27 protein-coding genes are annotated in these 26,643 nt (G+C 65.3%); 15 read left to right on the top strand and 12 right to left on the bottom strand.

Annotated features, from left to right (window positions below):
- Positions 1–3 precede the first annotated feature (3 nt).
- The gene (locus ACZYVJ_RS02985) at positions 4–1,254 is read left to right on the top strand and encodes an HNH endonuclease signature motif containing protein (RefSeq protein WP_463829655.1); all 1,251 of its coding nucleotides are present in this window, start codon (positions 4–6) and stop codon (positions 1,252–1,254) included.
- A gap of 170 nt (positions 1,255–1,424) precedes the next feature.
- Here the strand turns inward: ACZYVJ_RS02985 and ACZYVJ_RS02980 are convergent, their stop codons facing one another.
- The 5 genes from ACZYVJ_RS02980 to ACZYVJ_RS02960 form a co-directional block, all read right to left on the bottom strand.
- Positions 1,425–2,033, bottom strand: coding sequence for an LGFP repeat-containing protein (locus ACZYVJ_RS02980; protein WP_463829654.1), 609 nt, complete (start codon positions 2,031–2,033; stop codon positions 1,425–1,427).
- Between the two features lie 683 nt (positions 2,034–2,716).
- The gene (locus ACZYVJ_RS02975; protein WP_463829653.1) at positions 2,717–3,070 is read right to left on the bottom strand and encodes a GAF domain-containing protein; all 354 of its coding nucleotides are present in this window, start codon (positions 3,068–3,070) and stop codon (positions 2,717–2,719) included.
- A 360-nt stretch (positions 3,071–3,430) separates the two neighbouring features.
- The gene (locus ACZYVJ_RS02970) at positions 3,431–3,859 is read right to left on the bottom strand and encodes a cellulose-binding domain-containing protein (RefSeq protein ID WP_463829652.1); all 429 of its coding nucleotides are present in this window, start codon (positions 3,857–3,859) and stop codon (positions 3,431–3,433) included.
- A gap of 176 nt (positions 3,860–4,035) precedes the next feature.
- On the bottom strand, positions 4,036–4,821 hold the full coding sequence (locus tag ACZYVJ_RS02965; RefSeq protein ID WP_463829651.1) for a 2-keto-4-pentenoate hydratase: 786 nt from the start codon (positions 4,819–4,821) through the stop codon (positions 4,036–4,038).
- Between the two features lie 217 nt (positions 4,822–5,038).
- Positions 5,039–5,620, bottom strand: a complete 582-nt coding sequence (locus ACZYVJ_RS02960) for a dihydrofolate reductase family protein (RefSeq protein WP_463829649.1) — start codon at positions 5,618–5,620, stop codon at positions 5,039–5,041.
- Between the two features lie 203 nt (positions 5,621–5,823).
- Here ACZYVJ_RS02960 and ACZYVJ_RS02955 point away from each other — a divergent pair, with 203 nt between their 5' ends.
- Positions 5,824–6,534 carry a cutinase family protein gene (locus ACZYVJ_RS02955; protein ID WP_463829648.1) on the top strand — a complete coding sequence of 237 codons (711 nt, stop codon included), beginning with the start codon at positions 5,824–5,826 and terminating at the stop codon, positions 6,532–6,534.
- 24 nt (positions 6,535–6,558) lie between these two features.
- Here ACZYVJ_RS02955 and ACZYVJ_RS02950 read toward each other — a convergent pair whose 3' ends face one another.
- Entirely contained in the window at positions 6,559–7,371 is an 813-nt protein-coding gene (locus tag ACZYVJ_RS02950) for a PPOX class F420-dependent oxidoreductase (protein WP_463829647.1), read from the bottom strand.
- 365 nt (positions 7,372–7,736) lie between these two features.
- On the opposite strand from ACZYVJ_RS02950, the gene ACZYVJ_RS02945 reads away from it, so the two are divergent.
- Positions 7,737–7,958, top strand: coding sequence for a hypothetical protein (locus ACZYVJ_RS02945; RefSeq protein ID WP_463829646.1), 222 nt, complete (start codon positions 7,737–7,739; stop codon positions 7,956–7,958).
- Here ACZYVJ_RS02945 and ACZYVJ_RS02940 read toward each other — a convergent pair.
- The gene (locus ACZYVJ_RS02940; protein ID WP_463829645.1) at positions 7,955–8,203 is read right to left on the bottom strand and encodes a hypothetical protein; all 249 of its coding nucleotides are present in this window, start codon (positions 8,201–8,203) and stop codon (positions 7,955–7,957) included. The genes ACZYVJ_RS02945 and ACZYVJ_RS02940 overlap by 4 nt on opposite strands.
- A 234-nt stretch (positions 8,204–8,437) precedes the next feature.
- On the opposite strand from ACZYVJ_RS02940, the gene ACZYVJ_RS02935 reads away from it, so the two are divergent.
- From ACZYVJ_RS02935 to ACZYVJ_RS02920, 4 genes are all read left to right on the top strand, one after another.
- On the top strand, positions 8,438–9,913 hold the full coding sequence (locus tag ACZYVJ_RS02935; protein ID WP_463832808.1) for a DUF3375 domain-containing protein: 1,476 nt from the start codon (positions 8,438–8,440) through the stop codon (positions 9,911–9,913).
- Entirely contained in the window at positions 9,910–10,632 is a 723-nt protein-coding gene (locus tag ACZYVJ_RS02930) for a DUF4194 domain-containing protein (protein WP_463829644.1), read from the top strand. Before ACZYVJ_RS02935 ends, ACZYVJ_RS02930 begins: the two co-directional genes overlap by 4 nt.
- The gene (locus ACZYVJ_RS02925; protein ID WP_463829643.1) at positions 10,625–13,987 is read left to right on the top strand and encodes an ATP-binding protein; all 3,363 of its coding nucleotides are present in this window, start codon (positions 10,625–10,627) and stop codon (positions 13,985–13,987) included. The genes ACZYVJ_RS02930 and ACZYVJ_RS02925 overlap by 8 nt, the downstream gene beginning before the upstream one ends.
- 696 nt (positions 13,988–14,683) lie before the next feature.
- Entirely contained in the window at positions 14,684–15,379 is a 696-nt protein-coding gene (locus ACZYVJ_RS02920) for an SDR family NAD(P)-dependent oxidoreductase (protein WP_463829642.1), read from the top strand.
- Between the two features lie 66 nt (positions 15,380–15,445).
- Here ACZYVJ_RS02920 and ACZYVJ_RS02915 read toward each other — a convergent pair whose 3' ends face one another.
- Positions 15,446–15,754, bottom strand: a complete 309-nt coding sequence (locus ACZYVJ_RS02915) for a hypothetical protein (RefSeq protein ID WP_463829641.1) — start codon at positions 15,752–15,754, stop codon at positions 15,446–15,448.
- Between the two features lie 165 nt (positions 15,755–15,919).
- Between ACZYVJ_RS02915 and ACZYVJ_RS02910 the strand changes: the two genes are divergently transcribed.
- Together ACZYVJ_RS02910 and ACZYVJ_RS02905 are read left to right on the top strand one after the other, a co-directional pair.
- Positions 15,920–16,615, top strand: a complete 696-nt coding sequence (locus tag ACZYVJ_RS02910) for a DUF899 domain-containing protein (protein WP_463829640.1) — start codon at positions 15,920–15,922, stop codon at positions 16,613–16,615.
- The gene (locus ACZYVJ_RS02905) at positions 16,612–17,085 is read left to right on the top strand and encodes an SRPBCC family protein (protein WP_463829639.1); all 474 of its coding nucleotides are present in this window, start codon (positions 16,612–16,614) and stop codon (positions 17,083–17,085) included. Before ACZYVJ_RS02910 ends, ACZYVJ_RS02905 begins: the two co-directional genes overlap by 4 nt.
- 77 nt (positions 17,086–17,162) lie before the next feature.
- Here ACZYVJ_RS02905 and ACZYVJ_RS02900 read toward each other — a convergent pair whose 3' ends face one another.
- Positions 17,163–17,948: an ArsR/SmtB family transcription factor gene (locus ACZYVJ_RS02900; protein ID WP_463829638.1), complete on the bottom strand. Its 786-nt coding sequence runs from the start codon at positions 17,946–17,948 to the stop codon at positions 17,163–17,165.
- 64 nt (positions 17,949–18,012) lie between these two features.
- Here ACZYVJ_RS02900 and ACZYVJ_RS02895 point away from each other — a divergent pair, with 64 nt between their 5' ends.
- From ACZYVJ_RS02895 to ACZYVJ_RS02880, 4 genes are all read left to right on the top strand, one after another.
- A complete protein-coding gene (locus ACZYVJ_RS02895) occupies positions 18,013–18,456 on the top strand; it encodes a nuclear transport factor 2 family protein (protein ID WP_463829637.1) in 444 nt (147 codons plus the stop codon).
- 385 nt (positions 18,457–18,841) lie between these two features.
- A complete protein-coding gene (locus ACZYVJ_RS02890) occupies positions 18,842–20,305 on the top strand; it encodes a biotin carboxylase (RefSeq protein ID WP_463832807.1) in 1,464 nt (487 codons plus the stop codon).
- A 50-nt stretch (positions 20,306–20,355) separates the two neighbouring features.
- On the top strand, positions 20,356–21,483 hold the full coding sequence (locus ACZYVJ_RS02885) for a serine hydrolase domain-containing protein (protein ID WP_463832806.1): 1,128 nt from the start codon (positions 20,356–20,358) through the stop codon (positions 21,481–21,483).
- 178 nt (positions 21,484–21,661) lie between these two features.
- Entirely contained in the window at positions 21,662–21,973 is a 312-nt protein-coding gene (locus ACZYVJ_RS02880) for a DUF732 domain-containing protein (RefSeq protein ID WP_463829636.1), read from the top strand.
- Between the two features lie 34 nt (positions 21,974–22,007).
- Here the strand turns inward: ACZYVJ_RS02880 and ACZYVJ_RS02875 are convergent, their stop codons facing one another.
- Positions 22,008–22,637: a TIGR03086 family metal-binding protein gene (locus tag ACZYVJ_RS02875; protein WP_463829635.1), complete on the bottom strand. Its 630-nt coding sequence runs from the start codon at positions 22,635–22,637 to the stop codon at positions 22,008–22,010.
- A 45-nt stretch (positions 22,638–22,682) separates the two neighbouring features.
- Between ACZYVJ_RS02875 and ACZYVJ_RS02870 the strand changes: the two genes are divergently transcribed.
- Together ACZYVJ_RS02870 and ACZYVJ_RS02865 are read left to right on the top strand one after the other, a co-directional pair.
- Positions 22,683–23,117 carry a MarR family winged helix-turn-helix transcriptional regulator gene (locus tag ACZYVJ_RS02870; protein ID WP_463829634.1) on the top strand — a complete coding sequence of 145 codons (435 nt, stop codon included), beginning with the start codon at positions 22,683–22,685 and terminating at the stop codon, positions 23,115–23,117.
- 80 nt (positions 23,118–23,197) lie between these two features.
- The gene (locus ACZYVJ_RS02865; RefSeq protein WP_463832805.1) at positions 23,198–23,740 is read left to right on the top strand and encodes an FKBP-type peptidyl-prolyl cis-trans isomerase; all 543 of its coding nucleotides are present in this window, start codon (positions 23,198–23,200) and stop codon (positions 23,738–23,740) included.
- 30 nt (positions 23,741–23,770) lie between these two features.
- Here ACZYVJ_RS02865 and ACZYVJ_RS02860 read toward each other — a convergent pair whose 3' ends face one another.
- Together ACZYVJ_RS02860 and ACZYVJ_RS02855 are read right to left on the bottom strand one after the other, a co-directional pair.
- Entirely contained in the window at positions 23,771–24,214 is a 444-nt protein-coding gene (locus tag ACZYVJ_RS02860; protein WP_463829633.1) for a limonene-1,2-epoxide hydrolase family protein, read from the bottom strand.
- A 98-nt stretch (positions 24,215–24,312) separates the two neighbouring features.
- Positions 24,313–26,595: a SpoIIE family protein phosphatase gene (locus tag ACZYVJ_RS02855; protein ID WP_463829632.1), complete on the bottom strand. Its 2,283-nt coding sequence runs from the start codon at positions 26,593–26,595 to the stop codon at positions 24,313–24,315.
- Positions 26,596–26,643: the final 48 nt, after the last annotated feature.

The following is a 26,643-nucleotide window of genomic DNA, read 5'->3' as shown; positions in this document are numbered from 1 at the left end:
GTCATGTCCCCGACCGCGACTGCAGCCCGCGTCGAAGTGTGCCCTCAGGAACGTCTTGAGGTGCTCTTCGACGAACTGGCCGAGTTGACCGGTCAGCGCAACGCGATCGATGGACGCATTGTCGAGATCGTCGCCGAACTGGATCGCGACGAGCTCTGCGGTGCCACGGGGGCGCGGTCTGTTGCGGCGCTGGTGGCCTGGAAGACCGGCTGTTCACCGAGCAACGCCGACACGATCGCAACCGTGGCGCGCCGGCTCGACTCGTTTCCCCGCTGCGCCCAGGGCATGCGGGAGGGCCGATTCTCGCTGGACCAGATTGGCGTGATCGCGCAGCGAGCGGGCGCTGGATCCGACGAGCACTATGCGGAGCTGGCCGGCAGTGCCACGGTCAGCCAACTGCGCACCGCGGTCAAGTTGGAGCCGCGGCCCGAACCCGGTCCGCGGCCCGAACCGCAGCCAACGATCACCAAGACCGCCAACGCGGAGTTCGCCTGCTGGAGAATCACACTCCCGCACCACGACTCGGCGAAGTTCGACGCGGCGCTGCAGTCTCACCATGATGCGCTGATCACGGAGTGGAAAGGCAACTGCGACATCAGTAGGGAGGCGTCAGGTCCACAACCCCCAATCCCGACACACATCGATGCGTTCCGACGGCTGGTCGAGGCCGGATGGGATGCGGAAGTGGAACGTCGACCTCATGGGCATCGAACCACGGTGGTAGTGCATCTGGATATCAAGGAGCGGGTCGCCTCCCTACATTTGGGCCCGCTGCTCACGGCCTCCGAACGGCGGTACCTGACGTGCGACGCCACCTGTGAAGTGTGGTTCGAACGTGGCGGCGACGTGATCGGCTCCGGCCGGTCGACCCGCATGATCAGCCGGCGGCTCCGCCGCGCGCTCGAGCATCGGCATCCCACGTGCGCTGTTCCCGGTTGCGGAGCCACCCGCGGTCTGCACGCACATCACATCCGGCACTGGGAAGACGGCGGGACTACCGATCTGGACAATCTCGTGCTGGTGTGCCCCTATCACCATCGTCAGCATCATCGAGGCGCCATAACCATCACCGGACCAGCCGGCCACCTCGTCGTGACCGACAGCGCCGGGCACGAACTCCACCCAGGATCGCTGGCTCGTGTGCCAAAGAGCCCTCCTCCTGCAGTCGCACCCTGTATCGGACCGACCGGAGAGCGGGCCGACTGGTGGTGGTACGAACCGTTTCAACCCCAACCACCACCGACGAACAACTAGGTCGGCCGTTTGGACCGCGATAGCCAAGTACTCGGGGCGCGTCAAGCGATGTGAGAATATGCGGCAACCGAATAGCAGCGTTACCAGCAAAGTACTGCGTATTGAATTACCTGCGTGATCGCATCGCGCATCAAATCCACGATATTTGCATTTTGACGAACGTTGTTCGGCTACAGCCCGGGTGGTACGACCTTGCCGTTCACCGTCACCTCGACCTGGCCGGTCTTCGGGTTGTACCCGATCGTGCCGTGCTCGAAGTTCGACACCAGCAGATCGCCGACGGCGTTCTGGTCGCTGGTTGGAAAGCCCAGCGGACCTGCCGAACCGTTAGTGCCGGTGATCGCAGGCGCGCCGTCCGGGTCGCGCGGGACATTCCAGGCCTCGCGTATCTTGCCCAGTGTGATGTAGGCGGGCGTGCCGGCCTCGTTGTTCTTGGCGGTGATCACGCCGCCCTGGAACTGCTGGAATACCAAGCCACTCTCCCGTGTCCCCGCGTTGCGGTCACCCGTCAGCGGCTTGCCGAGAGCCTTCTTCTGATCCTCGGTTGCCGATGAGTACTTGGCAGCGATCGGGCCGGTCAGAGTCACCTCGACGTCGCGCTCGCCGACAATCTTCACCTCGGTGGGCTGCGCCGGGGTTTTAGACGTAGAGGTGGCGTTCACCCCCGCCTGGGGCGGTGCCGAGGCGTCGACGCTCTTGGCATTGCTGCAGCCCACAGTGATCAGCGCGACGGCGGCCAGACCGACGACGGTGGCGTGGCGGGATGCGATCGTTCTCATGGGCTTCCTCTCGCGTCTTCCTGTGGTGTGGGTCAAGTTGCAGCTGGCTGACCCCCTCGCCCGGCCGCGACTCCGAACGAACTTACGCCGCGGCCATAGACGGCGGGCCAGTGCACCCGACTAAGGATCACCGGTGCTCGACGAAATCCACCACTCCCCTGTAGGCATCCCTGTTACAGGGCGCATTTACCAACTCCGACCGGGCAGGAGGCGCGCCGCTCACCTTCGGCGACGGAGCCCAATTACTGCGGAAATCCCACGTGGCGAGACAACCCAGCCGTCCGCGGACGTAAAACGCTCACGAAGGATAGCAGTACCGCTGTGCCCCAACGTATTTCATAGATCCGTCCATGCAGATTAAATCGCATCGAAACGGTAAACTGCTGTCGTTCAAGCATTCTCCTCCGGCGCGGACATGCCCCCAGCGCATGAGTCGGCCCCACTGGCTGCAAAGCTGAACCGGCGGGGCCTAGATCTTCTTCACGCCCGGGCGCCAAGTCGACCTGGTACCCAGGCTACGTGTACTCCCGGTTGTCGATCCTCGCCGCGGCGGTGTTGGGGTCCTTGGGTCAACGCGTGGGTTCAGGCGAGCCTGCGGTCGATGATTTCTTGGGCAATGGTCCGCACCGGGGGTATTGGTGTCCTGGGATACGCGGGTGAGTAGTTCGAAAGCGCGCGTCGCATCAACTTGAAATCGCTAGCGCCGACGCCTGTTCACCCGCGCCGAGCTCGCCTGCGGTGCGCCGATACAGCTCCAATACACCCAAGGGGTGCTGTGGTCCAGGCAGAGGGAACACGAACACCGCTGCCACCCCCAGCCGAACGACGTCGGCGGCGAACCCGGGCCACTGACCCGCCACCGCGCTGGCGCCTAACTCTCCACAGAGTTGGGGACGGTTCTGCGTATAGGAGTCCAAGCAAGGCCCTTCACCGATGATGAATTGCAATTCGTCGATCTGTTGAGCCAGCGCGTCGGTGGCATACACCAACTCTCGCGACGGCGACGCGGTCATCACCGCCACCGCCGCTCCATCCACGCCGGTCAATCTGGCTGCGGTCCTGCACAACCCGCCTACACCGGCAAGCAGCGAATCCCCGCTGGTTTCATCGGCGCCGGAGGCGGCGTCACGAAGCTCAGCGTCCCCGGGCCGGACGGTCCCGCTTAACGAGTCGTCGTCGGATCTGCCATCCACCCTGCACTCCTAACCGCAGTAGGCACGATCCCAACCGCCACGGTGAGCCTTCACCTTTCCACCAATCGATGTGAACACTAACTATCCCACTGCTGCGGCCACAGCGCCGTAGGCGCTGGCCGGTGGCGCGTGCACCGGGTATTGGAGAGCCCACCGCTCATCACACACGGTGGTACGCAGTCGAGCCGCAGTTTGCAATCGCCGCTAGGTGCAGGGATATTGCCCGTTGAGCACACAATTCGCCGGTGGCGAGTAGGTACCGCTCAGCACGCCTCTGAAACCTCCTGTGGCCGAACCACCGGGTGCTATGACGCGATTCCAATTCGCGGGCGTCAGAACAAAGTGCGTGCCAGATTGGGTGACGGTGCTGTTCCACGGGTGCAAAACGGATTGACCCGCAGGCATGTCAAATTCAAGCTTCCAATCGGATAGCGGCGCCATGCTCGAGTTGGTAACGGTGAAGTTGGCGATGAAACCCGTCTGCCACGTATGTGCCACCGACAACGTCGCTGTGGCCGCGGCCGCATGGGCTGTGGGGCTGATGGCGAGTCCGAGGATGGCAACCATCAGTGCCGACACGGTTACGTGAAGCGCTGTGCGGCAGCGCTTCACGCGAATTTTCTGTCGGGCCATAGCAGCCGACACTAAAGCGAAACAGGCGGATGTCGGCCGTCGCACACGGGTAAGCTGCAGTTCCTTTGCCCAACTGACATCGTCCTGAAATGTTGGCCTCGATCCACTGCTTCTCGCTCCCGCTTTCGCTTGGGAGTCAACGAGTGCCCGCCGCGCATTGCAAACACGGTGGCGACCTATTCGAACGACAGCTGGACCGAACCGAGGCCCGAGAAGTCGGCGACGAACTCGTCGCCGGGGCGCGCATCAATCGCGCGCGTGCACGATCCGGGCAGGACGATGTCCCCTCTTCGCAGTCGCACGCCGAAACTTTCGACCTTGCGGGCCAACCAGGCCACGGCCGTGACGGGGTTGCCCAGCACCGCGTCACCGCGGCCCTCGGCGACCACCTTGCCGTTGCGCGTCAACATCGCATCGATCGCCTTGGCGTCCAGATCATGCGGCGACACCCGCGCCTCCCCCAGCACGAAGCCCGCCGACGAGGCGTTATCGGCGATGGTGTCGCACAGCGCGATCTTCCAGTCGGTGATGCGCGTGTCAATCAACTCGATCGACGGGGCCAACGCCTCGGTGGCCGCCAGGACGTCGTCCTCAGTGCAACCGGCGCCAGGCAGGTCCTCGGACAGGATGAACCCCACCTCAACCTCGACCCGCGGGTACAGGTAGCGCCCCGCATCGACCGGGACACCCTCGAACACCTGCATCTCGTCGAGCAAGTGGCCGTAGTCCGGCTCGTCGACCGCCATCATCTGCTGCATCGCCAACGACGACAGTCCCACCTTATGGCCCACCACCCGCGCACCTTCGGCCACCCGATTCCGGATGTTGATCAGCTGGATCTCGTAGGCGTCGACGACGTCGATGTCCGGATAGGCGGCGATCAACGGAGCGATAGGCTCGCGCCTGCGTTCGGCCTCGGCGAGCTCGGCGGCCAGCTCGTCTCGGATGGCAACACTGAGCATTTGCCGAAGTCCCCTCATCCGTCTGCCCGGGCAGGCAACGCCACCGCGGGCAGAGACGTGTTCACATGTCAGCGCAGGAATGCGAGGTCGTCGTCGGGCCAAGGCGCGCGAAAGTCAGAACCGCGAAGACAAGCGACCACAACCGTCAACACGATCCTCGGCGTTTAAAGGTTCAACGGTCGTCCACCAAAGGCGCCCGAGGCGGCGCGGTTGGGGGTCAGACATGCAGGGTGGGCCGGTAGACGAGCTCTTGGATATTGCCGTCCAGCGTTCGGCTGTCGATCAGCTCGAGGTCGAAGTCGGCCGCACCCTGGAAGATTCTGGCATCGCCAGTCTGGCCTGTGATCACAGGGAAGAGCGTCACCTGGACCCGGTCGACCAGGCTGGCGGCCATCAGCGCTCGGTTCATCGACAGGCTGCCGTGCGAGCGCAACGGGACCTCGGACTCCTCCCTGAGCCTGGCAACGACGTCGACGGCGTCGCCGCGCACGACGGTCGCGTCAGGCCAGTCGAGAGGTTCCTCCAGGGTGGTTGACACCACCGTCGTCGGGAGGTGTCTCATCCGGGTGACCCACGGGTCGCGCACGTCGGAATCCTCGATGCTCTCGGCCAGCATCTGTGCGAATAGCCGATATGTGTTGGCGCCCATGATGATTCGCTGCTTCTCGCCATACAACGCGAGGCGGCGGTCGAGCAGTTCTGGGCCTTGCTTGCCCCAGTAACCGCCCCAATCACCGCCGCTGACGCCGCCGAAGCCGTCGAGGCTGGAAAACACGTCGAAGGTATAGGTAGCAGTCATCGGTGCTCTCCTCGAGTGCGGTTGATGCCGTATCGGGGATACAGACTGGAAGCGATGTCGGAATTAATCGCCCTCGCTCTCCTCGACTGCTGTGGACCCCCTTCGGCCGTGGTCAGTGCAACTCGGGGGGCGGGACGGATGCGCGTCACGATGGTCCTGACGGATACCTGTTTCGACGCCATGGTGTCTGGGCATTCGCAGTCATGAGCTCGCTACGAACCATTTGTTACCTCGCTACTGCGGCAATAGCAGCCTGGGCGGGGACGATCTGCGCACCCACCCCGGCGGCCTCCGCCGAGCCCTGTCCCAACGTTGAAGTCGTGTTTGCCCGAGGTACCGGCGAGCCGCCTGGTGTCGGCGGAATTGGGCAGGCGTTCGTCGATGCGCTCGGGTCCCGGGTGGGTGGCAAGTCGGTCGGGGTCTATCCGGTCAATTACGAGGCGAGCAGCGACTTCAACGGCGGCATCGCATTCGCCAGAACCGTCGTGGACGGGATCAGGGACGCCGGCACTCATATCGAGTCCACGGCGTCGAATTGTCCGAACACCCGAGTAGTGCTTGGCGGGTACTCGCAGGGCGCCGCCGTGGCCGGATTCGTCACCTCGGCATCCGTGCCAAAGGAAGTCCCGCAGGAATTTGTGTCCTACGTACCCCAGCCGATGCCGCCGGCGGTGGCTAATCATGTTGCCGCGGTGGTCCTGTTCGGAACTCCGTCCAAAGAGTTCCTGAGTGGTGCGGGCGCGCCGCCCATCACGATTGGCCCCCTGTACGCCCCCAAGACCATCCAGTTGTGCGCCCCGGACGACACCGTTTGCAATGGCGCGCCTCCTGGGCCGCCCGGCATCGCGCACACCATGTACGGGGCCAACGGAATGGTGGGCCAGGGCGCGGATTTCGCTGCAAGTCACCTTTAGTCGGCACAGGCCCGACGTCGTCTGCTAGCGGGCGAACTCGGATGCCGGCGTCAACTCGACGTGTACGGTGCGGCCATACTTGGACCGCATGAGCCGGTGCGCCAGCGGCACCAACAAGCCGTGCAGGATCGGATACTTTTGCCGCAGCAGACGCCCTGCTTTTGAGTATTCGGCTCCATCCAACAGACGTACGGTGCCACACTGCGCTGGGCCCGTCAGTTTGCCGGATGCCGTTGCCGCCGCGAATTCGACCTTCGGGTTGCGCCGAATCCGGCGCACTTTGACCGCCCGTTCAAAACTCCGAAAGTAGGCGCGGTCGCCGTCCACCACGATGCTGACCGGACTAGACCCTGGGTCGCCGTTCTTTCGAAAGGTGGTGAGCGAGACGGTCTTCTGCCGCACGAACGGCGCTAATGCCGAATCGGCTGCCGTGCCAACGGTTCCCAGCACATGGCCGAGTTGACGCAGCCGCAACACGAACGCCAGGACCAACGCCACAGACACGGCACCGAGGGCCCACGCTTGCGCGGCAGAACCACCCACGTCGAGGTCTACAACGTGATTGACCGTGTGCACGGTGTTCGCCACGATGAATCCGGCGAGCGCGGTAGCCAACGCGTCGGACCAAATCAGTGCGAGAAGCAGGATGAGGCCCAGGCCCAGCTGGAATGCACCCACGTCATGTAAGAAGTGCCGGTGCGCTTCGAACCCCACGGCATCGGCGAATGACTTCGGCCCGATCAGACACCAGATCCCGATCCCTGCGGTTACGACCGCCGTAACTGCTGTCAAGGCGATCAAGTAGATCCGCGCCACCGTATTCAAGCGATCCATCATTGCTGCCCTCCGACAAAATTCTTCTCTTCTTCATCTCATGACGAAGTAGGGCATCAGCGTGTGACCACAGGCGCGATCTGGATCATTGTCGGCACGGTTTCCTCCCGGCTCCGAGGCGCTCACCGTAGGCTTTGGGCATGCGCTCGTGCCGTTGTGCCGTCGCGGTGACCATCAGCATCGCAGCGGCTGGCCTTGCCGCGACGGCATGCACCAAGAGCACCTCCGGACAGGCAATAGAGACCACCAGCGGTGTGGGTACCACCTCACCGATGGCCTCGTCGGCACCACCGACGCCAACGTCCGCGGCGCCCACCGGTCAGCCAGTCGGTACGGCGGTAATGAGGGTCAGTGGTGGTAGTGGCCCGGTGACGATCCGTTACCGGATCAACGGAGGCCCAGAACAGACCGAGACCGATGCGCCGCTGCTGTGCGAAAAGCGGTACCCCGTCTACAACCAACTGGAGTCGCAGGTAACCGCCGACGGCGGGGACGCCGCCCTCAACTGCACGATCATCATGGATGGCGACAAGGTCGTGTCCCTCAAGAGTGAACCGCGGCCCACATGCGACTTCGCCTACTGGGGCTAACTGGCAACCCCGTCGGGATCGCGCGAGGAACGCTCGCCGTCAGCTGGCCGCTCGTAGGCAGATGAGGGCGGCGGCGGTATCGGCGGCAGTCCGCCGCGATATATGTCGAGATACGGTGAGGCGTAAGGGTTTCTCCATGGCTGCACGCCGGCGCGACGCCTGCGCACGTAAGTCACGGTGAGGACGCCGCAGCCCACAATGAGAAAGCCCAGCAATAACGCTTTGGCAACCAGGAGTGCGGTCATGGAGCGAATCCTAACCGTCGTCAAGGCGAGAAGGGCTCGCCGTTTCCGCGGTGCCAATCAAACGTTCGTCCGGGTTTCGCCGGTGACTACTGGGACTCGAGCGATGCCTGAGACCACAGGGACCGACTAACCCCAAACCATCGCCCGACACCCCACCCGCTGGACGTCGATTGTCGCCTCCGTGCCATATCTTGGATCGTCCGAGACGCGATCGATCGAGACGGAGGGCATGTGCTGGACGACGACACCACGCTGTCGCCTGCCGACCTGCTCGAACTCAATCGTGGCCTTCAGGGCTCGCCGACGGTCCGCCTGCTGGCCACACTGAACCTGAACCTCTATGCAACCCTGATGGAGCGCCAGCTCAGCGGCGGCGTGGTCCCCGAGACCGACCTTGTCGTACGGCTCGAGCGCGACCTCGCCGCGCTGGACCAGGCCGGCGAGCAGTCGGGCCTGGCCCTGATCAAGTCCTGGGCCAGCCAGGGCTGGCTGCACCGCGTCGCCGACCAGCGCTCCGGTGTCGAACGCAACCTGTGTTACCTGACCCAGGAGGCGCGCCGGGCGCTCGACTTCCTGCGCGGCATGCGCCGGCAGGACACCATCGCCACCGGCGGCTCGATCAACGGCATCGCGTCCCGCCTCAAGCAGGTCGCGCTGCGCGTCGGCAATGACCCCGACCGCATTCGCGCCGGCATAGAGGCCGAAATCGCCGCGCTACAAACCGAACTCGATGCCCTGGAGCACGGCGCCAACCCGGGTGAGGACAGCCACGACGTCGACCTCACCGACGCTTACGACGAAGCCCACGCCATCGCCCTGCAGATGGAACGCCTGATCACCGACATCGGCCAGTACGGGGCCATGATCGAACGTGCCACCGCCGCCCTCGACGAGCCGATCGACAGCAACGTCGAATACCGGGACCGGCAGCGACGTATGTATGCGGACTACGAGGCCGCCTGGGACTCCCAGGGCCGCGACTCGCACCGCGCGTTCCTGCGCATGATCAACGACCCTGACCAGCGCGCGGAGTTCGAAGCCGACGTCGCCGCCGTCGCCGAAGCCCTCCCCGCCCTCGATCCCGCCCTGCGCAAGGTGATGGCCGGCTTCTTCGAACTGGTCGGCCATCAGATCGACGAGGTGGAACGCATCCAGCAGCGCTGCGCGCAGCGCGTCAAACGGTTCACCGCGTTCGGCACCCTCGAACAGAGTCGTGGCGTGGCACGTCAGCTCAACGAGGCCATCGGCGCCGCCCGCAACCTGCTCAAATCGTCGCTGACCGACTCCCGGCTTGACATCGAACTCCCCCTGGCCCGCCACGCGTTCAGTTCGGTTGGCGCGCTTAGCTTCCGGATCGGCGAGCTGTCCAACCCGAAACCCGCTCAGGCCGCCGAGGGCGAGGTCGACCTGACCAGCTTCGCCGCGCTGACCACCCAGGTCGACGCACCCGCGATGTCGGAGATGATCAACAGCGCAATCAGTTCGGGGGCGCAACTATCCCTCCCGGATGCGGTGGCGATGCTCGATTCGGCCTACCTCGGCCACGTCATCGTGCTGTGGTGCTGGGCGCTCAAACAACCGGGATCCGCACAGGGTTCCGAGTCGGTCACGGTCCGCTTTCAGTCCCTGGACGGGCGTGACCGCGAAATGGAGGTGCCGCACTTGATGTTCACCGAACCGGTTTCCACCCTGTTGGGGGCTACCGCGTGACCGTCGAAGAGACCTTTGAAGAGACCGCGGACTACAGCGGGTTCTCCGCACTCCCCCAGGTCGACCAGACGGCCCGCGCCCCGCACCAGCGCCGACCCCGGTTCGACGGCGACGTGTCCGAGCTGCCCGATCGTGCCTGTTGGGCGCTGCAACAGCTGCTGACGCGCCGCTACATCAGTGCCGAAGCCGATCGCGACGTCTACACCTGGGTGCTGGAGTATCGGGCCCAACTGTCGGTCAGATTCTCCGAACTGGATCTTCTGCTGCGCGTCGTCGAGGGCGCTGACGTCGCGTTCGTCGAGCAGGCCCGCTACGAATCCGCCCGGGGCGTAAAGCTTTTGCGCCGTGAGCCGCTGGGCACCTACGACTCGATCCTGGCGCTGCATCTGGCGCAGATGATGCGCGCCTCGGGTGACCAGGCCGTCGTGATCAGCCGCGACGAAATGCACGGGCTGTTCTCCGGCGTGCTCAACGATGTCGACCGCGACGCCGTCACGTTCACCGCGCGCATCGACGGGGCCATCGCGCGGCTGGCGTCTCTGGAGATCTTGCGCAAGACCCGCGACGACGAGGACAGCTACACCGTGAGCCCGGTCATCAACGCCGTCATGACGGCTTCGGTGATCACCGAGCTGCAGCAGCAGTTCGAGATCCTTCTGGGCGGCGGCGTTCCCGACGAGCAGGGCCACGACGACGGGGAGGAACGCGAGGATGACTGAACAGTTCCACCTGTCGCGCCTGCAGGTCATCAATTGGGGTGTCTTCGACGGGTATCACTCCATCGAATTCAGCGAAGGCGGCGCACTGATCGCCGGCGCCTCAGGCAGCGGCAAATCCTCACTGCTGGATGCTATTTCGCTTGGATTCCTGCCGTTCAACCGGCGTAACTTCAACGCCTCCGGCGACAACACCGCCGCCGGGTCGAGCGCGGGCCGGCGGACCGTCGACAAATACGTCCGCGGCGCCTGGGGCCAGCGCAGCGATGCCGGCACCAGCAAGGTCATGTACCTGCGCGGCGACGGCACAGCGTGGTCGGCGATCGCCGTCACCTACCGCAGCAACACCGGCCGCACGGTCACCGGTCTGGTGCTCAAGTGGCTCACCGGCGAATCGCGGTCCGACTCCTCGAGCCGGTTCGTGCTGGCCGACGGCGACCGCGATATCGAGGGCGTCTGCAACCGCTGGGCCGCGGGCCGCTTCGACGCCGCGGTGTTCAAGGACGACTGGCGGTTCTCCACCAAGGTGGAATCGCAGTACCTCGCCCAGCTGTACGCCACCATCGGCATCCGCGCCTCCGACGCCGCACAGCAGCTGCTCGGCAAAGCCAAATCGCTGAAAAGCGTTGGTGGGCTTGAGCAGTTCGTCCGGGAGTTCATGCTCGACGAGCCCAGCAGCCTGAGCCGGTTGCCCGAAGCGCTCAAGCAGATCGACCCCTTGGTCGACGCCCGTGAACTGCTGGCGGTCGCGCAACGCAAACGCAAGATCCTCGGCGACATCGAAAAGATCCAGCAGCGCTACGCCTCGGAATCCTCCGACCTGGGCATCATCGACCTCGTGGACCAGCCGATGGTCCGCGCCTACACCGATCACGTCCGGCTCGCGCAGTGCCCGGCGCAGATCGAATCGCTCGACGCCACCATCGACCAGCTCGGCAACGAATACGAAGACGTAACCCGCCAGCTGAATCTTGCCAAAGCCGAGGGTGATTCGCTGAACGCACAGATCAGCGGATCCAGCACCAGTCTGGGGCCGTTGCAGTCACAGGTGGCCGCCGCCGAGGCGCACGCCGAGCAGGTATCGCGCCGGCGCACCGCCTACGAATCCATGCTCAGCACACACGGTCTCGACATCCCGGACACCGCCGACGAATTCTGGAATCTGCGCGAGGAACTCAGCACGCGGGCCACCGAGCTGCTGGCCAAACTGGATCGCGGCCGGGAAGCCTCGACCGACGCCGAGTACGCCCAGAAGGTCGCCCGCATCGCCCGCGACGACGCCGCCAAGGAACTCAAACGCGTCGAGCGCGTCGGCTCGGCGCTGCCGGAGTTCGCGCTCACCATGCGCGAACACATCTGCGCCGCGGTGGGTATCGATCCCGGTGAGCTGCCCTATATCGCCGAGCTGATGGATCTGCGGCCCGAGCAGAGCCGCTGGCGCGTCGCCGTCGAAAAGGTGCTGCGCGGTGTGGGCCTGCGGCTGCTCGTCCCCGACAGTCACTACGCGGCGGTGCTGCGCTTCGTCAACGAAACCAACATGGGTGGGCGCCTGCAGCTGCACCACGTCCGCGCCCGGTTCGTCGGCGCGGACGTCGCCGAGGCAGATCCGAACACGTTGGCGGGCAAGCTGTTCGTGGTCGACCCCACCCATGACTGCGCCGCGGAGGCCGCCGACGTCATCGCCGCCGCCGGTGATCACATCTGCGTCGACACCCCCGATGTGTTCTCCCGGTTCCGGCGCGCCGTCACCGACACCGGCCTGTACAAGGACTCCGAGCGCCTGGCGATCAAGGACGACCGCCGGCCGCTCAAGCAGGCCGATTACATCTACCAGGGCGATGTCGCCGCCAAGGTCAACGCGCTGACCGTGGATCTCGCCGATGCCGAAGAGGCGTTTCGCCGGGCCCGCAGTGTCGCCGACGAGATCGCCGCCGAGCGTCAGCAGTGGCGGGACCGGGCCGCGGCGTTCAAGGCGATCTGCGATCAGTTCGAGCAGTGGACCCACATCGACACCGAGACCGCCGACGGGCACGCCGATCGGCTGCGCGAGCAGTTCGAGCTGTTGCTGGCCGACAACCCGGATATCGAGGCGCTCACCGCCCGCGCCGAGGAGTGCTGGGAACAGATCCAGGCGCTGATGACCCGCCGCGGTGCCATCCAGACCCGCCGCGACGACCTCGACGGTCGGCGCACCCAGCTGCTCGAACTGCAGGAACGGCTGGCTCCGGCGTTCGTGTCCGAGCCGCTGACCGACCTGCTGAACAGCTACGCCGCCGACGTGCCGGTGTCCCTGGACATGCTGAACCCGGAACCGCACCGCGAGGCCGTCTTCACCGCGATCCGGCGCGAACGCGAGCAACTGCGCGAAAGCCGCAGGCGCTCATACGACGAGCTCGCCCGCATCCTCAACACGTTCGACACCGCGTTCCCCGACGCGATCCCCAACGACAGCGACGTGTTCGACGAACGCATGCACGATTACGTCGCGCTGTGCCGCCACATCGACGAGCGGGAACTGCCCGAGGCCTACGAGCGGATGATGCGGCTGGTCACCGAGCAGGCACCCGACGCCATCCTGACCCTGCACCGGGTCGCCGAGCAGGAGGCCCGGCGGATCAGCGAGCAGATCGAACGGGTCAACACCGGTCTTGGGGCGGTGGAGTTCAACCGCGGCACCCGGCTCACCCTGCGCGCCACCTCGCGCAGCCTGACCGCGGTCGCCGAACTCACCGAGATCGTTCGGGCCATCTCACGGCGCATCGCCGAGGTCGGCCTCGGCGACAAGCAGGCCATCCTTGACCAGTACGCCGACATCTTGCGGCTGCGCAATCGGTTGGCGTCGACCGCACCGGAAGACAAGGCGTGGACCCGCGACGCCCTCGACGTCCGCAACCGGTTCACCTTCGACTGCGCCGAATGGGACGTCAGTAGCGATGAACTGATCCGCACCCATAGCAACGCCGGCGACAACTCCGGCGGCGAACAGGAGAAGCTGATGGCTTTCTGCCTGGCCGGTGCGCTGAGCTTCAACCTCGCCAATCCCGAAAGTGCGGACAACAAACCGGTTTTCGCCCAGTTGATGCTCGATGAGGCCTTTTCCAAGTCCGACCCGCAGTTCGCCCAGCAGGCTTTGCAGGCGTTTCGAAAGTTCGGCTTCCAACTCGTCATCGTGGCCACCGTGCAGAACGCCACCACCATCCAGCCCTACATCGACAGCGTGGTGATGGTGTCCAAGCGCGAAGCCACCGGCCGCAACTCTCGTCCGGTGGCGACCGTGAGCACAAAGACGATCACGGACTTCACCGCGCTCCGGCATGAGATGCGGACGTCGGCGACGCTGGTCCCGGCCGGGGTGTGACGCGCTAACCCTTTTTGGGATCGGTAGCCGCGCCAAAGCGCAAAAATTTCGCGAGTTGCGGCGTTGAATTCCCGATACCAACGAAAGAGTCTGCTGTGGACATCAACCGAATCGCGAAGAAAATCGTTGGCGCGGCATTGTTGTCGGGCGGCGTCACGGTGGCCGGAATGGGGCTGGCGCTAGGTAGCGCACAGGCTCAGCCCGGCCCCGTGCCGCCGACGCATGGCTTCGCGCCCGTAGACGGGCCGGTACCACCGGGTGCGAGCGGGCCGTACACCTGTTGCCCCGAAGACCAAAAGACCGGGCTTCACCCGCAGACCGGCCGCGGCTGCCCGGGAACAGAAGTTCACTGGGACGCGAGTCAGTGTCACACCTGGTACGGCGTCGTCTGGGGGCATGGAAACGCCGCCCCCGGTATCTGGGAGGGTGGTCCCCCGCCGCCGGAGGCGACGCGCAAGCCGTGGTGCGGGTTTCCGTTCATGTGTTCAGGAACGCCGTGATGTGCCGTTGGCGGTTCGTTCGGGAGCACCGCCCGCAGCCGAAAGATGGGCAGCACCCCAGAGACACCGACCGAGCCGTGAAATAGGCGGCCCACGGCCGCTTAGTTTCTGCGCATCGCGGGATCTACATCTTCGACCGCTTCAAACTTCGTTTGATCTAGGAGGATGTATGACCATCGCTGGCAAGACCGTTCTGGTGACCGGCGCCAACCGGGGCATCGGGAAGGCCCTGGTGGAGGAGGCGTTGCGTCGAAACGCCAAAAGCGTGTACGCGTGCGCACGCCGACCGGCGGTCCATCCGGATCCGCGGGTGATCGCCGTGGGTCTGGACGTGACCGACGCCGCGCAGATCGAGCAGACCGCGCGGAAACTCGAATCTCTCGACATCCTCGTCAACAACGCCGGCGTGGCACTCTATGACGACCTGAGTGATCGCGCGGTGCTTGAACAACACCTCGCCGTCAATCTCTTCGGCACCTCCGACGTCACTCAGGCCTTGATGCCGTTGCTGATTCGGTCTCGGGGCGCCATCGTGAACAATCTCTCGGTGAACGCGCTCGCCCCGCTACCGCTGATTCCGGCCTATTCGATTTCGAAGGCGGCCGCATTCAACTTCACTCAGTCTTTGCGAGTTCTTCTCGCAGGACAGGGCGTACGCGTTCACGCGGTCCTGACCGGCCCGGTGGACACCGACATGACCCGAGGCCTCGATATACCCAAGTCCTCAGCGGACTCCGTGGCGCACGCCATTTTCGACGGGGTGGAACAAGGGGTCGAAGAGATTTTTCCCGATCCGATGTCGCAGTCGGTCTCGCCGACCTGGTACGGCGGTGCGGCCAAGGCCCTGGAACGCCAGTACGCCGCTCTGCTGAATCCGCAGCCGACGCGATAGATCTCATCGCGGTCCGCAACCAGGCCTGTGAAGATCAAAAAACCTTCGATAACCCGCGCCCGGCTGTTAGCCGGCCGGCGGACGGCATTCGTTGGTGCCGGGATCCCACCACCAGCCGTTGTCGCAGGCGAGCGGTTGCGGCCCGACACCGACGGGCCGGCACACGTTGGCCGTCGGGTCCCACCACTGGCCCTGGTCACACGCCAAGGGTTGCGGGCCGACCCCGAGCGGCCGGCACACCTTGCCGGTCGGGTCCCACCACTCGCCGTCTCCGCAGTCGGCCTTACTCACCGCGGGCGTCATGATCGTCACGGCCGCCATCGACGCGAACGCCAACATGACGATGACTACAAATTGGCGAATGAACGTCCTCATCGCAGGCCTCCCATCGTTCTTGCAATATCGAACCCAGCACCGGGCACGCGGGTCAAGAGCATTCGAAGCAATCGAGTAGTGGGGATCGCGCCTGTTGCCGATGAATTCTGCGCCGTCCACCGGTCAGACCTTCCAGACGGACGAATCGAGAGCAAAGGTGGAGCCATGACCCCGAAGAACACGGCGCTGCCGCCGGTCGTCGATCACGACACCTGGCGCGCCGCGCTCGATGAATTGCGCAAACGCGAGAAAGCCGCCACCCGCGAACTGGATGCGATCGCCGCCCAGCGGCGGCGGTTGCCGATGGTCGAAGTGGCCGACTACACCCTGGTCGGTGCCGACGGTCCGATCCGCCTGGCCGACGTCTTCGACGGCCGATCGCAGTTGATCGTCTACCACCACATGTGGTCCGACGGCGCGCAGTGGCAGTGCGGCGGGTGCACGGGTTTCACCTCGCAATTCACCCGGCTGGAGTTCCTCGACAACTACGACGCCCGGTTCGTCATCGTCACCAACGGACCGATCGAGGAAGCACTGGCCTACAAGCGCCGGGTCGGCAATCGCATGGACTGGTATTCGTCGTCGCAGAGCACGTTCGGCGCCGATATGGACGCGCCGCCGGGCGGTGGCTTCGGGGTCAACGTGTTCTTGCGCGACGGCGACACCGTGTACCGCACGTGGCATACCAACGGGCGAGGCACCGAGCAGCTCAGTCACTCCTTCGGGCTGATCGACATCCTGCCGTGGGGTCGCCAAGAGGAATGGCTCGATTCACCCGAGGGTTGGCCCTCGCGGCCCACCTACTCGGGATGGCTCGACTCCCCCGAGATCGCCGCCGCCTACGGACCGCACAGATCATGAGCGCCGCCGAGCGGTACGTCGTCACCCGCACCATCGCCTCCACCGCGGCCGAGCTTTTCGCCGTCCTCGCCGACCCGTCCCGCCACCGGAACACCGAGCCCACCGACTGGGTGCGCGACGCGGTCGACACCGCGCCGATCACCGGCGCGGGACAGATGTTCGCGATGAACATGTACCTCCCGCAGGCGGGCGGCGACTACGTCACGTACAACCTGGTCAATGTTTTCGAGAAGGACCGCGCCATCGGCTGGATGCCAGGGGTGTTCGACGACGCGGGGAACCACTCTCCCGGTGGTTGGTCCTGGCGCTACGACCTCGCCCCGAACGGTGGTGGCACCGACGTCACCCTCACGTATGACTGGGGCGGCACGCCACAGAGTTTCCGGGACCGCGTCGGTGAAATGCCCATCTTCGGCGAGGATTACCTCGTTGCGTCGCTGGCCACTCTTGAGCGATCGGTCGCGAGCTGATCGGTCGGGCAGGCTATACCACGTTCCCGCAACAGGTTCGCCCTGTCGTGAGTGCGCATGGTACGTGCCGGATCCGGTCAATCCCAGTTCTCCGGGACGCCAAAGGTGTCGCTGAGCCCTTGCCGCCCAGCGTCGGTGAGCACCACCGCGCGGCGTTGATTGACGCGACGGATCCAGTCCAGGTCGAACATGCGTCGGGTTAGCGCGGCGCCGAGCGGGCCAGCGAGGTGGTGGCGTTGTTCGGACCAGTCCACGCAGTAACGAATCATCGGCTTGCTGCGGCTGAGGGTGGCCAGGTCAATACCTAAGGCGCTCAGAGTTTCTCGTCCTCTCGCGGTGAGCCGATAGGCGAGGTCGGTGCCGGGAGCCGACAATCGGTCGGTGAAGGCTTCTTCGGGGCGATAGCGTCCATCGCCGCCGGCGAGCAGGTCTTGGTCGAGCATCGCACTCATGATCGCAACCCCGAGGCGCCCGGCAAGGTGGTTGTAGCAGGTGCGGGCACGGCGTAGCGCATGCGCACGCGTCCCTTGGCGCAGGGAGCGGATCGGCTCGGGTGCAGAGATTCGGGCGAGTGCCTCCAGAGCCTCGGCGACTGGCGGGCCGGCCAGGCGGAAGTAGCGGCCACGGCCTTGACGGTGCACGGTCAGCAGGCCGGCGCTAACCAGCTGGGCAAGGTGTTCACTGGCCGTGGAAGCGGCCACGCCAGCTTCGGCGGCCAGCACGCTGGCCGGCAGCGCGCGCCCGTCGAGCAGCGCCATCAACACCCGTGCACGAGCTCGCTCGCCGATCAGTGCGGCAACACTGCCGATATCGGCGTCGCCGCCATGCCCGGCTGCGATGGTGCTGCCGGGATCGCTGGACATGTCACCACGATAGGCCGCGGACATTTCGGGCTGCGCCGAAGCGATTCGGCGTCACGATGGGGTGATGGACACCCACGACACCGCAGCGAACGCGACCGCCTCGCCCGACGCAATCGAGGCCGTGATGCAGTCTTGGGAAAGCGCGCTGGCCGCTCATGACCTGGACGCCTTGCTGGCCTGTTATGCGCCCGATGCGACCTTGGAAAGTCCGGTGGCCGCCCACATCACCGGCGGCGATGGGATCCGCCGCGGTCACGCGCAACTACGGCCGCTTCTCGCCAAGGTGGTTGCGCGCACGCCGAAGCTGCGCGCCTACCATCGGGTCGGCTTTTTCACCGATGGTCGGCGAGCGACCTGGGAGTATCCGCGTGCGACCCCGCGGGGTGAGCAGATGGACTTCGTCGAGGTGATGGAGATCGAGGACGGCTTGATCCAGGCCCACCGGGTGTATTGGGGGTGGCGTGGCGTCGAGGTCCTGATGAATGACGAATACCACCGGGATTCCTGACGTCGACGACTTTGGCGCGCGCCTTCGCGCATGGAACTGAACATCGGACTGCAGGCGCTTTTCCAACGCCTTCGCCAACTCACTCTCGCGGGCCAACCGGTCCCGAACGACAGCACGCTGTTGCACGGAATCAAGTGCCTTCCCGTCGATCTCGGACCCGCTCGAGTCAATGCAGGCTAGCCCGGGCCACCGCGCTGGTCGAATCGGGTGCGGGACAAGGGAATACGCGCCGACCGTGACCTTTAGGGCAGGGTGTACTAACCGGCCGCCTCTCAGCGTTTGGGACCGTTCCCGCTGACACGGACGCCGAAAGGGCGCACACTTGCCGAATGGAGGTATGTCGTTCCATCGCCGTTGCGCCGACCGCACCACCTCTGGCCACGTGATGGGGCCCGAGCCGCGCCGCACGCTGCACGGGCTTTCGGACATACGCGCGTTCTTTCACACCAACAAGGTGCCGCTGTACTTCATCTCGCCGACCCCGTTCAATCTGCTCGGCATCGACCGCTGGATACAAAACTTCTTCTACCTGACCTACTTTGACTCGTTCGAGGGCACACATTCGCGCGTCTTCGTGCCCCGGCGCCGCGACCGCCTTGATTTCGAGTCCATGGGCGATGTGTGCAACCACCTCCTGTCCGATCCCGAGACGCTCGAGTTCATCGCGGGCAAAGGGCCCGGTGGCAAGTCCTGCTTCGTGATGTTGGACGGCGAGACGCAGGCCCTCGCGCGGCAGGCGGGTCTCGAGGTCATGCACCCGCCGATCGAGCTGCGCCAGCGCCTAGGCTCCAAGATCGTCATGACGCGCCTGGCCAATGAGGCCGGCGTACCGAGCGTGCCGCACGCGATCGGGCAAGCCGGCTCCTACGACGAACTGCTGGCGCTCGCGCGCAACGCCGGGTTGGGAGATGACCTCGTCGTGTCGGTCGCCTACGGCAACGCCGGCAGCGGGACGTTCTTCGTGCACGGCCAGCGCGACTGGGACCAGCACGCCGGTGACCTGACCGCGCAGCAAGAAGTCAAAGTCATGAAGCGGATCCGCAATGTCGAGGTGTGCCTCGAGGGCGCCGTCACCCGCCACGGCACCGTGATCGGCCCCGCGATGACGAGTCTCGTCGGTTATTCGGAGCTGACCCCGCACCGGGGCAGCTGGTGCGGCAACGACATCTGGCGCGAGGTGCTGCCGCCCGCACAGACGCACGCCGCGCGCGAAATGGTAGGAAAGCTGGGCGACGTCATGCGCCGCGAGGGTTACCGCGGCTACTTCGAGGTGGACCTGTTGCTCGACCTGGACTCCAACGAGCTCTACCTCGGCGAGGTGAACCCCCGCCTGTCCGGCGCCAGCCCGATGACGAACCTGACCACCGAGGCCTACGCCGACATGCCGCTGTTCCTCTTCCATCTGCTCGAGTACATGGACGTGGACTACGAGCTCGACATCGACGAGATCAATTCCCGCTGGGAGCGCGGCTATGGCGAGGACGAAGTCTGGGGCCAGGTGATCCTCACGGAGACCTCGCCGGACGTCGAGCTGTTCACCGCAACGCCACGCACCGGCGTATGGCGGATCGACGACGGCGGGCGTGTCTCCTTTGCGCGGTCCGCCAACGACTGGGCCACGCTGCTCGACGGGTCCGAGGCCTTCTACATGCGTGTCGCGGCGCCGGGCGACTTGCGTTCCGAGGGCGCCCAACTCGGCGTGCTCGTCACCCGCTCACACCTGCAGACCGATGACTATCGGCTCAGCGAGCGCTGCCAGCGTTGGGTTAAGGGCATGAAGGCGAAGTTCGTCTCAACGCCCCTGGCGCCGGCTGCGCCGATCGTCTCACGCCTCGTCACGCGCGCGTGACCGACGGCCGTACGGCTCACGCCCCGGCCGGCATCTCACTGGACAACTGGATGTCGGCGGCATATGCGCGGTGGTCCTTCCAGCACGTCGAAGACTATGTGCCGACTGCCGTCATTTCGCGCGGGACCGGACCGGTCGCGGAATTCCCTGCGGCCCCCTCTCCCCTGTCGGCGATCCGGATGACCCGCAATGGCGGGGTGCCCACCACCGTGGGCGCGGTGATGGCTACCACCGGCACCGACGGGTGGGCCGTGTGGCATCGCGGGTCGATGGTGGCTGAGGAGTACCTCGACGGTCTGGGACCCCAGACGCGGCACCTGGTGTTCTCGGTGAGCAAGTCGCTGGTGGCCGCCGTCGTCGGCGCGCTGCACGGGGCCGGCGCGATCGCGCTCGATGCACGGGTCACGAGATATGTTCCGGCATTGGCGGATTCCGGCTACACGGGTGCGACGGTGCGTCATCTGCTGGACATGAGGTCGGGCATCGGCTTCTCGGAGAACTATCAAGACCCGGCCGCGGAGATACATCTTCTCGACCAGGCGATGGGCTGGGCGCCCAGGAACAGCCCAGACGCCCCCGCCACGTTGCAGGAGTTCCTGTTGACCTTGCGGCAGAAGTCCGCTCACGGCGGCCCGTTCGAATACCGTTCCTGTGAAACCGATGTGCTGGGCTGGATCTGCGAGGTCGCCGGCGGCCTGCGAATGAACGAACTGATGTCACAAGTCCTCTGGAGCCGAATCGGCGCCCAATGCGATGCCACCATCGGCGTCGACGCGGTAGGGACCGGACTATTCGACGGCGGCGTCAGCGCCTGCCTCACCGACATGATCCGATTCGGTTCGCTGTTTTTGCGCGACGGTGTTTCGTTGACCGACCACCAAGTGGTGCCGGCGGCGTGGATCGCCGACACCCTCGACGGCGGGCCCGATTCGCGCCAGGCGTTCGCCGCCAGCCCCGACGACAACGAGATGCCCGGCGGGATGTACCGCAACCAGATGTGGTTCCCCTATCCCGGCAACGACGTCGTGTTGTGCCAGGGCATGTGCGGTCAGATGATCTACGTCAACCGTCGTGCGGAGCTTGTCGCCGCCAAGCTGTCCACCCAACTGGACTCGCACGAACCACACATGCTCGACACGTTGCGTGCATTCGATGCGGTAACGAGCGAATTGGACTGACCGGCTGGCCCCGGTGCACGCCGGAATTTCGGCGAGCCGCGTCGGTGAACTTTGGCTATTCTGCTGTTTGTCTCGCTTTGCAGCGGCACGGTTTTCGCGGCCTTTCATCGCGCAACAAAGATTGGAAGTGAGTCAAATGCCCTCACCTCGAAGGCCGGTCAGAATCGCCGTCCCGATCATGGTTGCCCTTGCTTTTGCGAGCAGCGCCGGCATCGCGGCCGCGACCCCCCAAGAAGATGCGTACCTCGCGCAATTGCGCGCCGTCGGCCTCACCTGGCCGCCGAAGACGGAAGAGGCACTCATCGCCGAGGCGCACGATGTGTGTTACGACCTCACTTGGGGTTGGACGCCGCAACAGATCGCCGACGACCTGCACGCCCGCTTGGACACCAAGGGTGTGACATTGCTCGACGTCGGAAGTCTGGTCAACGCCGCGCATTCGATCTATTGCCCCGGCAACGTGTGCGACGCCCCCAGCCTTTGCACCTGACGGCCGGACGCGATCCCCGACGAGCTCACGCCGGTCATTCGCCCGGTGAACTCCATGCCGGCGAGCGGCCGAGATGACGCAATAGGCGGTCGAGGCCGGTGCCGTCTGGTAGTGGGTCAAGGGCCGGCCCGAATGGGGAGGCGGCGCTGGTACGAAAGTCGCCACTGGGAACTTGCAATCCGATCACGAGCGCTGCGTCAATGACGTTGTCGGGCAATTCGAATGGGATGCGAACTGTGCGGGCCACATCCCAGCCGTGCACGACGTAGTCGACGAAGTGAAACCCGATCGCCTGCTCGAAGGGAAACATCGCACCCGGACCGAAGTCGGGTAATTCGAAGGGCACGGCGAGCGCCTCGTCCTTGGCGGTTGCCGTGAGCAACTCGCAAGCCGCGGCCGCATAACTGCCTGCGGGGTCGGCCGCTACCGCGTCGATCACGGCAGCGGTCTGCCACGCCGCCCGATCGCTGCCGGCGCCGTGAGCGGCCGCGGCGAACCCTCGGTGCTGTGCGGTCATATGGGCCACCAGTTCCAGCAGATTCCAGTCGCTGCATGGGGTCGTGCGCTCGAGGTCGCTGGTGCTGACCCTCTGAACAATGTCGATGGTGGCCATTACGGCCGTGCGGTGGTGTGTTCGCAGAATATCTATCGTAGGCACGATCATATCGTAAGCATACGCATATTATCGTGTCTCCTCTACTATCGCGCCATGACCAAAGGGCAGCCCCGACCTGATCTTGCGGCCATGCTCGGACCGTTGGTGCGCGAACTCGTGGCTGCCGAGCTGCCGATTCTTGAGCGCCACGGCCTAACGATGTGGGGTTACACCGTGTTGACCGAGCTGGACAACTCGCCAGTGCGCACTCAAGCCGCCCTGGCTGCGGCTATCGGCGCGGACAAGACACGCATCATCGCGGTTCTCGACGATCTACAGCAGCTCGGGTACATCGAGCGCCGCCCCGACCCTGACGACCGTCGAGTCCGGCTGCTTGAGCTGTCCGAGCGCGGACGGACGATCAAAAGGCAGGCACAGCAGGCAATTCAGCGTGGCGAAGAGCGTTGGCTTTGCCAACTGACTCCGTCGGACCGCAAGTCGCTGTTGCGCATTCTTCAGCAACTCACGCCTCGTCCAACCGACGAATGATCTCGACGCGCGATCTGTGGAGCCCCGCGCCTCTTGAGAAGCACGGTGGCTGTAGCGTGACGGCCGTGAAGTCCTCCTGGATGTATTCCTCCGTCGCGCTCACGGCTTGTGTCGCGGCAACCGTCATGACGTTCGCTGGCGCCGGCACGGCTATCGCGGCCGGCTCGTGTCCCACCGCGGCGCCGCAGAACGGCGGAACGCCCGACTGGACACTGAGCGGCACCACCGGCAGCGTCGCGGTCACCGGATCCACGGATACGACCGCCCCGCTGGTGAACGTGACCGCACCGTTCAGCGTGAGCCAGACCCAGGTGCATACGCTGCACGCCGGAGACGGGCCGGTGGTGTCCAACACCGCCAGGGTCTCGGTCTGCTACATGGGCGTAAACGGACGTGACGGGTCAGTGTTCGACAGCAGCTACCAGCGCGGCGCCCCGGTCGACTTCCCGCTGACCGGAGTCGTCCCGGGATTCCAGAAGGCCATCGCAGGGCAAAAGGTCGGGTCGACGGTCGCCGTCGCGATGGTCCCCGCCGATGGTTACCCCCAAGGCCAGCCCAGCGCGGGTATCCAGCCCGGCGACTCGCTGGTGTTCGCGATCAAGATCCTGAACGCCGCAGGTTAGCTCCACCCACCAGATCCCTTGTGCCGTAGGTCAATCGCCTAACGGCGCGAACATGAGCGCGGGATCTATCCCGAGTTGTTGGGCAACGCGAGTGGTGTCCCAATACTCACGCCAATGCGTGATCGCACCGTCGCGCATCTCGAAGAGGGCCGTGACGTGGAAAGTGACCGCGACGCCGTTCATGGCGTTCACGTCGACCCGCTCAACGACGACGGTGTCGCTGTCGGACACGATCGTGCGGATTTCGCTGCCCTCGATCATGCCCGTCGAGAGGGTGTTGTGCTTTTCGAGTTCCGCGCGCGCCGCGTCACGTCCGCGGACGATCGGTGAGAGCGGAACGTGGAGCTGCCAGACGAAGTCCTCGGCCATCAGGGCGGTCATGGCGTCGATATCCATGCTCTGGCCGTAAGCGGCATGTATAAAATCGACCACGATCTTTTCGTTGTTGTTTTTGGTCGCAACACTTTTCGCCATCGCATTGTCCTTTAAGGGCGGTTACGGTTCGCTATTCGTCGAACTGTAGATGGCCGCCGCTCAATTAGGCGCTGATATACGAATCGCTTAGCGAGAGTTCAGGGTCGGCGCAGCGTGATGATGGTGACGTCGTCGTCGGTGTGGTCCGATGCCATCGCCGTCCAGATTCCGGTCGCCGCGGTATCACCGGCCCGGCCGAGGATTTCGGCCAGCAGGTCGAGGCCGTCGTCGATCGATTCACCGCGACGTTCCACCAGGCCGTCGGAGAACAGGACCACGCCGTGTCCGGGTTCGACGGTGAAGGTGCTGGGTGCGTATTTCACGCCTTTGACGCCGATGGGTGGCGAGAGCTTGATCGGTGCCGGTACCGCCGGCGCCGAGGAGTTCGTCAGGTACGGCATCAAGTGACCGGCAGACGCCGCCTCCACCCGGCCCGAGCCGAGATCGACCCGCGCGGCGATGACGGTGGCGAACGCGCCGCGCAGCATATGCAGACAGAAGTCGTTGAGCTGCGACAGCGCCTCGGCCGGCGCGGCGCCGGCGAACAATTGGGCGCGCAGGGCGTTGCGGAGCGCGGCCATGGTGCCGGCCGCGGCGATGCCGTGTCCGGCGACGTCGCCGATCAGCACGATCAGCCGGCCGTCGCGTAGCTCGAACGCGTCGTACCAGTCGCCGCCGACGTTGTCCCCCGCCGCCGGCTCGTAATGTGCCGATAGTTCCCAGCTTTCGAGCGCCGGGATCGACTCGGGCAGCAGGCTGCGCTGCAGCGTCTCAGCCACGCGCAGCGCCCCGCGCGTGCGGCGGTACAGCGACTCGACCAGGTAGCGCCGCAATGACCCTGCGGATTCGGTCTCGCTCGGCGACCACGGCTCACTGCGTTGGTGGACGATCTCGCGCCACCGGTCGAACGATTTGCGCGGGCTGAGCCGCAGTTGACCCTCGCTGACCGCGATCGCCTTGTTGTAGGGGTCGCCGCCCCAGTCGACCGAGCGCAGCACCTCTCGCCGGAACCAGATGGCGTATTGGCCGTCAGGCAGGTTGAGCACCAGCGCACCGGCGGCCACCTGGGGATCGAGATCGAGCTCGGGCAGCGCCCGGGACAGGCATTCGCTGCTGGCGACGTCTTCGTCCACGTCACGCGCCCAGGCGGCGACGGCCGAGACGACGTCCGGGGGTGGAACCGAGCCGCGCATCCGCAGATCGCCTCCGATATCGATGACCACGCCGTCGGCCGGCACGAGATCGAACAGGTCGGGCGCGCCGAGCAGCGCCTCCGACAGCGGTTCGCCATCGTCCAGCGTGGCGGCGGTGAGCTTGGCCAGAATGGCCTGCGCGGCCAACCTCTTGTGCAGTTGTTCGTCCTCGAACCGGTCGACGAGTCGCAGCGACAGGGTCGAACCGAGGAACTCGGCCGCCGCCCGGGTGCCGAAGGGTGGCAGGTGTGGACCGGTGTAATGGTGACAGGCGATCAGCCCCCACAGCCGCCCCCGCCGCAGCAACGAGATCGACATCGATGCGTGCACACCCATGTTCCGCAGATATTCGACATGAATGGGCGACACGCTGCGCAACGTGGCATAGGTCAGATCCAGTGGCGTATCGGTCACCGGGTCGATGCTCGGCACCAGCGGTGCCGGCGCGTAATCGACGTCGGAAATCAGCCGAATCCAGTTCTTCTCGTACAGCGCGCGCGCCTGCGCCGGGATGTCGGTCGACGGGTAATGCAGGCCGAGGAAGGAGTTGAGGTCGTCGCGCTTGGACTCGGCGACAACCTCGCCGTTGTATTCCTCGTCGTAGCGGTACACCATGACCCGGTCGAAGCCGGTCAGGTCGCGGACGGCGCGCGCGGCGGTGGCGTACAGCTCGGTCAGCGTGGAGGCCCGGTTCAACTCCTCCACCGCGCCACGTACCGACTGATACGTGTTCGGGAAGGAGAACGGACGCTCGCCGTAGGCGATCTCGAGTTCCACCAGCAGCAAACCGCCCGGCTCGCGGTGCAGGATCGCGTCGAAGGCCCGCGGCTCGCCGGCGACCTCGATGGTGACCTCGAGCGGGTTGTTCTGGCGCAGGCTGGCGAAGGTCGCCGCGGCCTGCTCGATGCGGGCGGCTTGCTCGGAACCGATCAATGCCGACAGGTGCCGTCCCACGATGGCGCCGACGGGACGGCCGAGCAGATCTGCGACGTTGGCGCTGACCTGGCGCACCTCGAACGCGGGCTCACGCACCACCGCGAGCACACCGCGCGGCTGGATGCTGCCGGGGATGTGGATCGGCTCACGCGCGCAGTTGTCCAGGTCGATCGGGGTGCCGACCGGTACGAGATCATCGATCGACTGCTCCGCGGGTGCCGATGGCCGGACGGACCGCTCGTCGTTGGTCACGCGAGCGGCTTTATCGGATTGATCAGGGGTAGCAGCCAGACCTCCAAG

It is taken from the genome of Mycobacterium sp. IDUB_3, from assembly GCF_055419585.1.
Note: the sequence above shows the minus strand (reverse complement) of the source record. Positions and strands in the feature narration are given on the sequence as shown.

What these genes read in the sequence shown, in the direction of transcription:
- ACZYVJ_RS02985 (WP_463829655.1), top strand. Translation starts at nt 4, where the DNA reads ATGTCCCCGACCGCGACTGCAGCCCGCGTCGAAGTGTGCCCTCAGGAA.
- ACZYVJ_RS02980 (WP_463829654.1), bottom strand. Translation starts at nt 2,033, where the DNA reads ATGAGAACGATCGCATCCCGCCACGCCACCGTCGTCGGTCTGGCCGCC.
- ACZYVJ_RS02970 (WP_463829652.1), bottom strand. Translation starts at nt 3,859, where the DNA reads ATGGCCCGACAGAAAATTCGCGTGAAGCGCTGCCGCACAGCGCTTCAC.
- ACZYVJ_RS02965 (WP_463829651.1), bottom strand. Translation starts at nt 4,821, where the DNA reads ATGCTCAGTGTTGCCATCCGAGACGAGCTGGCCGCCGAGCTCGCCGAG.
- ACZYVJ_RS02960 (WP_463829649.1), bottom strand. Translation starts at nt 5,620, where the DNA reads ATGACTGCTACCTATACCTTCGACGTGTTTTCCAGCCTCGACGGCTTC.
- ACZYVJ_RS02955 (WP_463829648.1), top strand. Translation starts at nt 5,824, where the DNA reads ATGAGCTCGCTACGAACCATTTGTTACCTCGCTACTGCGGCAATAGCA.
- ACZYVJ_RS02950 (WP_463829647.1), bottom strand. Translation starts at nt 7,371, where the DNA reads ATGATGGATCGCTTGAATACGGTGGCGCGGATCTACTTGATCGCCTTG.
- ACZYVJ_RS02940 (WP_463829645.1), bottom strand. Translation starts at nt 8,203, where the DNA reads ATGACCGCACTCCTGGTTGCCAAAGCGTTATTGCTGGGCTTTCTCATT.
- ACZYVJ_RS02925 (WP_463829643.1), top strand. Translation starts at nt 10,625, where the DNA reads ATGACTGAACAGTTCCACCTGTCGCGCCTGCAGGTCATCAATTGGGGT.
- ACZYVJ_RS02915 (WP_463829641.1), bottom strand. Translation starts at nt 15,754, where the DNA reads ATGAGGACGTTCATTCGCCAATTTGTAGTCATCGTCATGTTGGCGTTC.
- ACZYVJ_RS02910 (WP_463829640.1), top strand. Translation starts at nt 15,920, where the DNA reads ATGACCCCGAAGAACACGGCGCTGCCGCCGGTCGTCGATCACGACACC.
- ACZYVJ_RS02905 (WP_463829639.1), top strand. Translation starts at nt 16,612, where the DNA reads ATGAGCGCCGCCGAGCGGTACGTCGTCACCCGCACCATCGCCTCCACC.
- ACZYVJ_RS02900 (WP_463829638.1), bottom strand. Translation starts at nt 17,948, where the DNA reads ATGTCCAGCGATCCCGGCAGCACCATCGCAGCCGGGCATGGCGGCGAC.
- ACZYVJ_RS02895 (WP_463829637.1), top strand. Translation starts at nt 18,013, where the DNA reads ATGGACACCCACGACACCGCAGCGAACGCGACCGCCTCGCCCGACGCA.
- ACZYVJ_RS02890 (WP_463832807.1), top strand. Translation starts at nt 18,842, where the DNA reads ATGGGGCCCGAGCCGCGCCGCACGCTGCACGGGCTTTCGGACATACGC.
- ACZYVJ_RS02885 (WP_463832806.1), top strand. Translation starts at nt 20,356, where the DNA reads ATGTCGGCGGCATATGCGCGGTGGTCCTTCCAGCACGTCGAAGACTAT.
- ACZYVJ_RS02880 (WP_463829636.1), top strand. Translation starts at nt 21,662, where the DNA reads ATGGTTGCCCTTGCTTTTGCGAGCAGCGCCGGCATCGCGGCCGCGACC.
- ACZYVJ_RS02875 (WP_463829635.1), bottom strand. Translation starts at nt 22,637, where the DNA reads ATGATCGTGCCTACGATAGATATTCTGCGAACACACCACCGCACGGCC.
- ACZYVJ_RS02870 (WP_463829634.1), top strand. Translation starts at nt 22,683, where the DNA reads ATGACCAAAGGGCAGCCCCGACCTGATCTTGCGGCCATGCTCGGACCG.
- ACZYVJ_RS02865 (WP_463832805.1), top strand. Translation starts at nt 23,198, where the DNA reads ATGTATTCCTCCGTCGCGCTCACGGCTTGTGTCGCGGCAACCGTCATG.
- ACZYVJ_RS02860 (WP_463829633.1), bottom strand. Translation starts at nt 24,214, where the DNA reads ATGGCGAAAAGTGTTGCGACCAAAAACAACAACGAAAAGATCGTGGTC.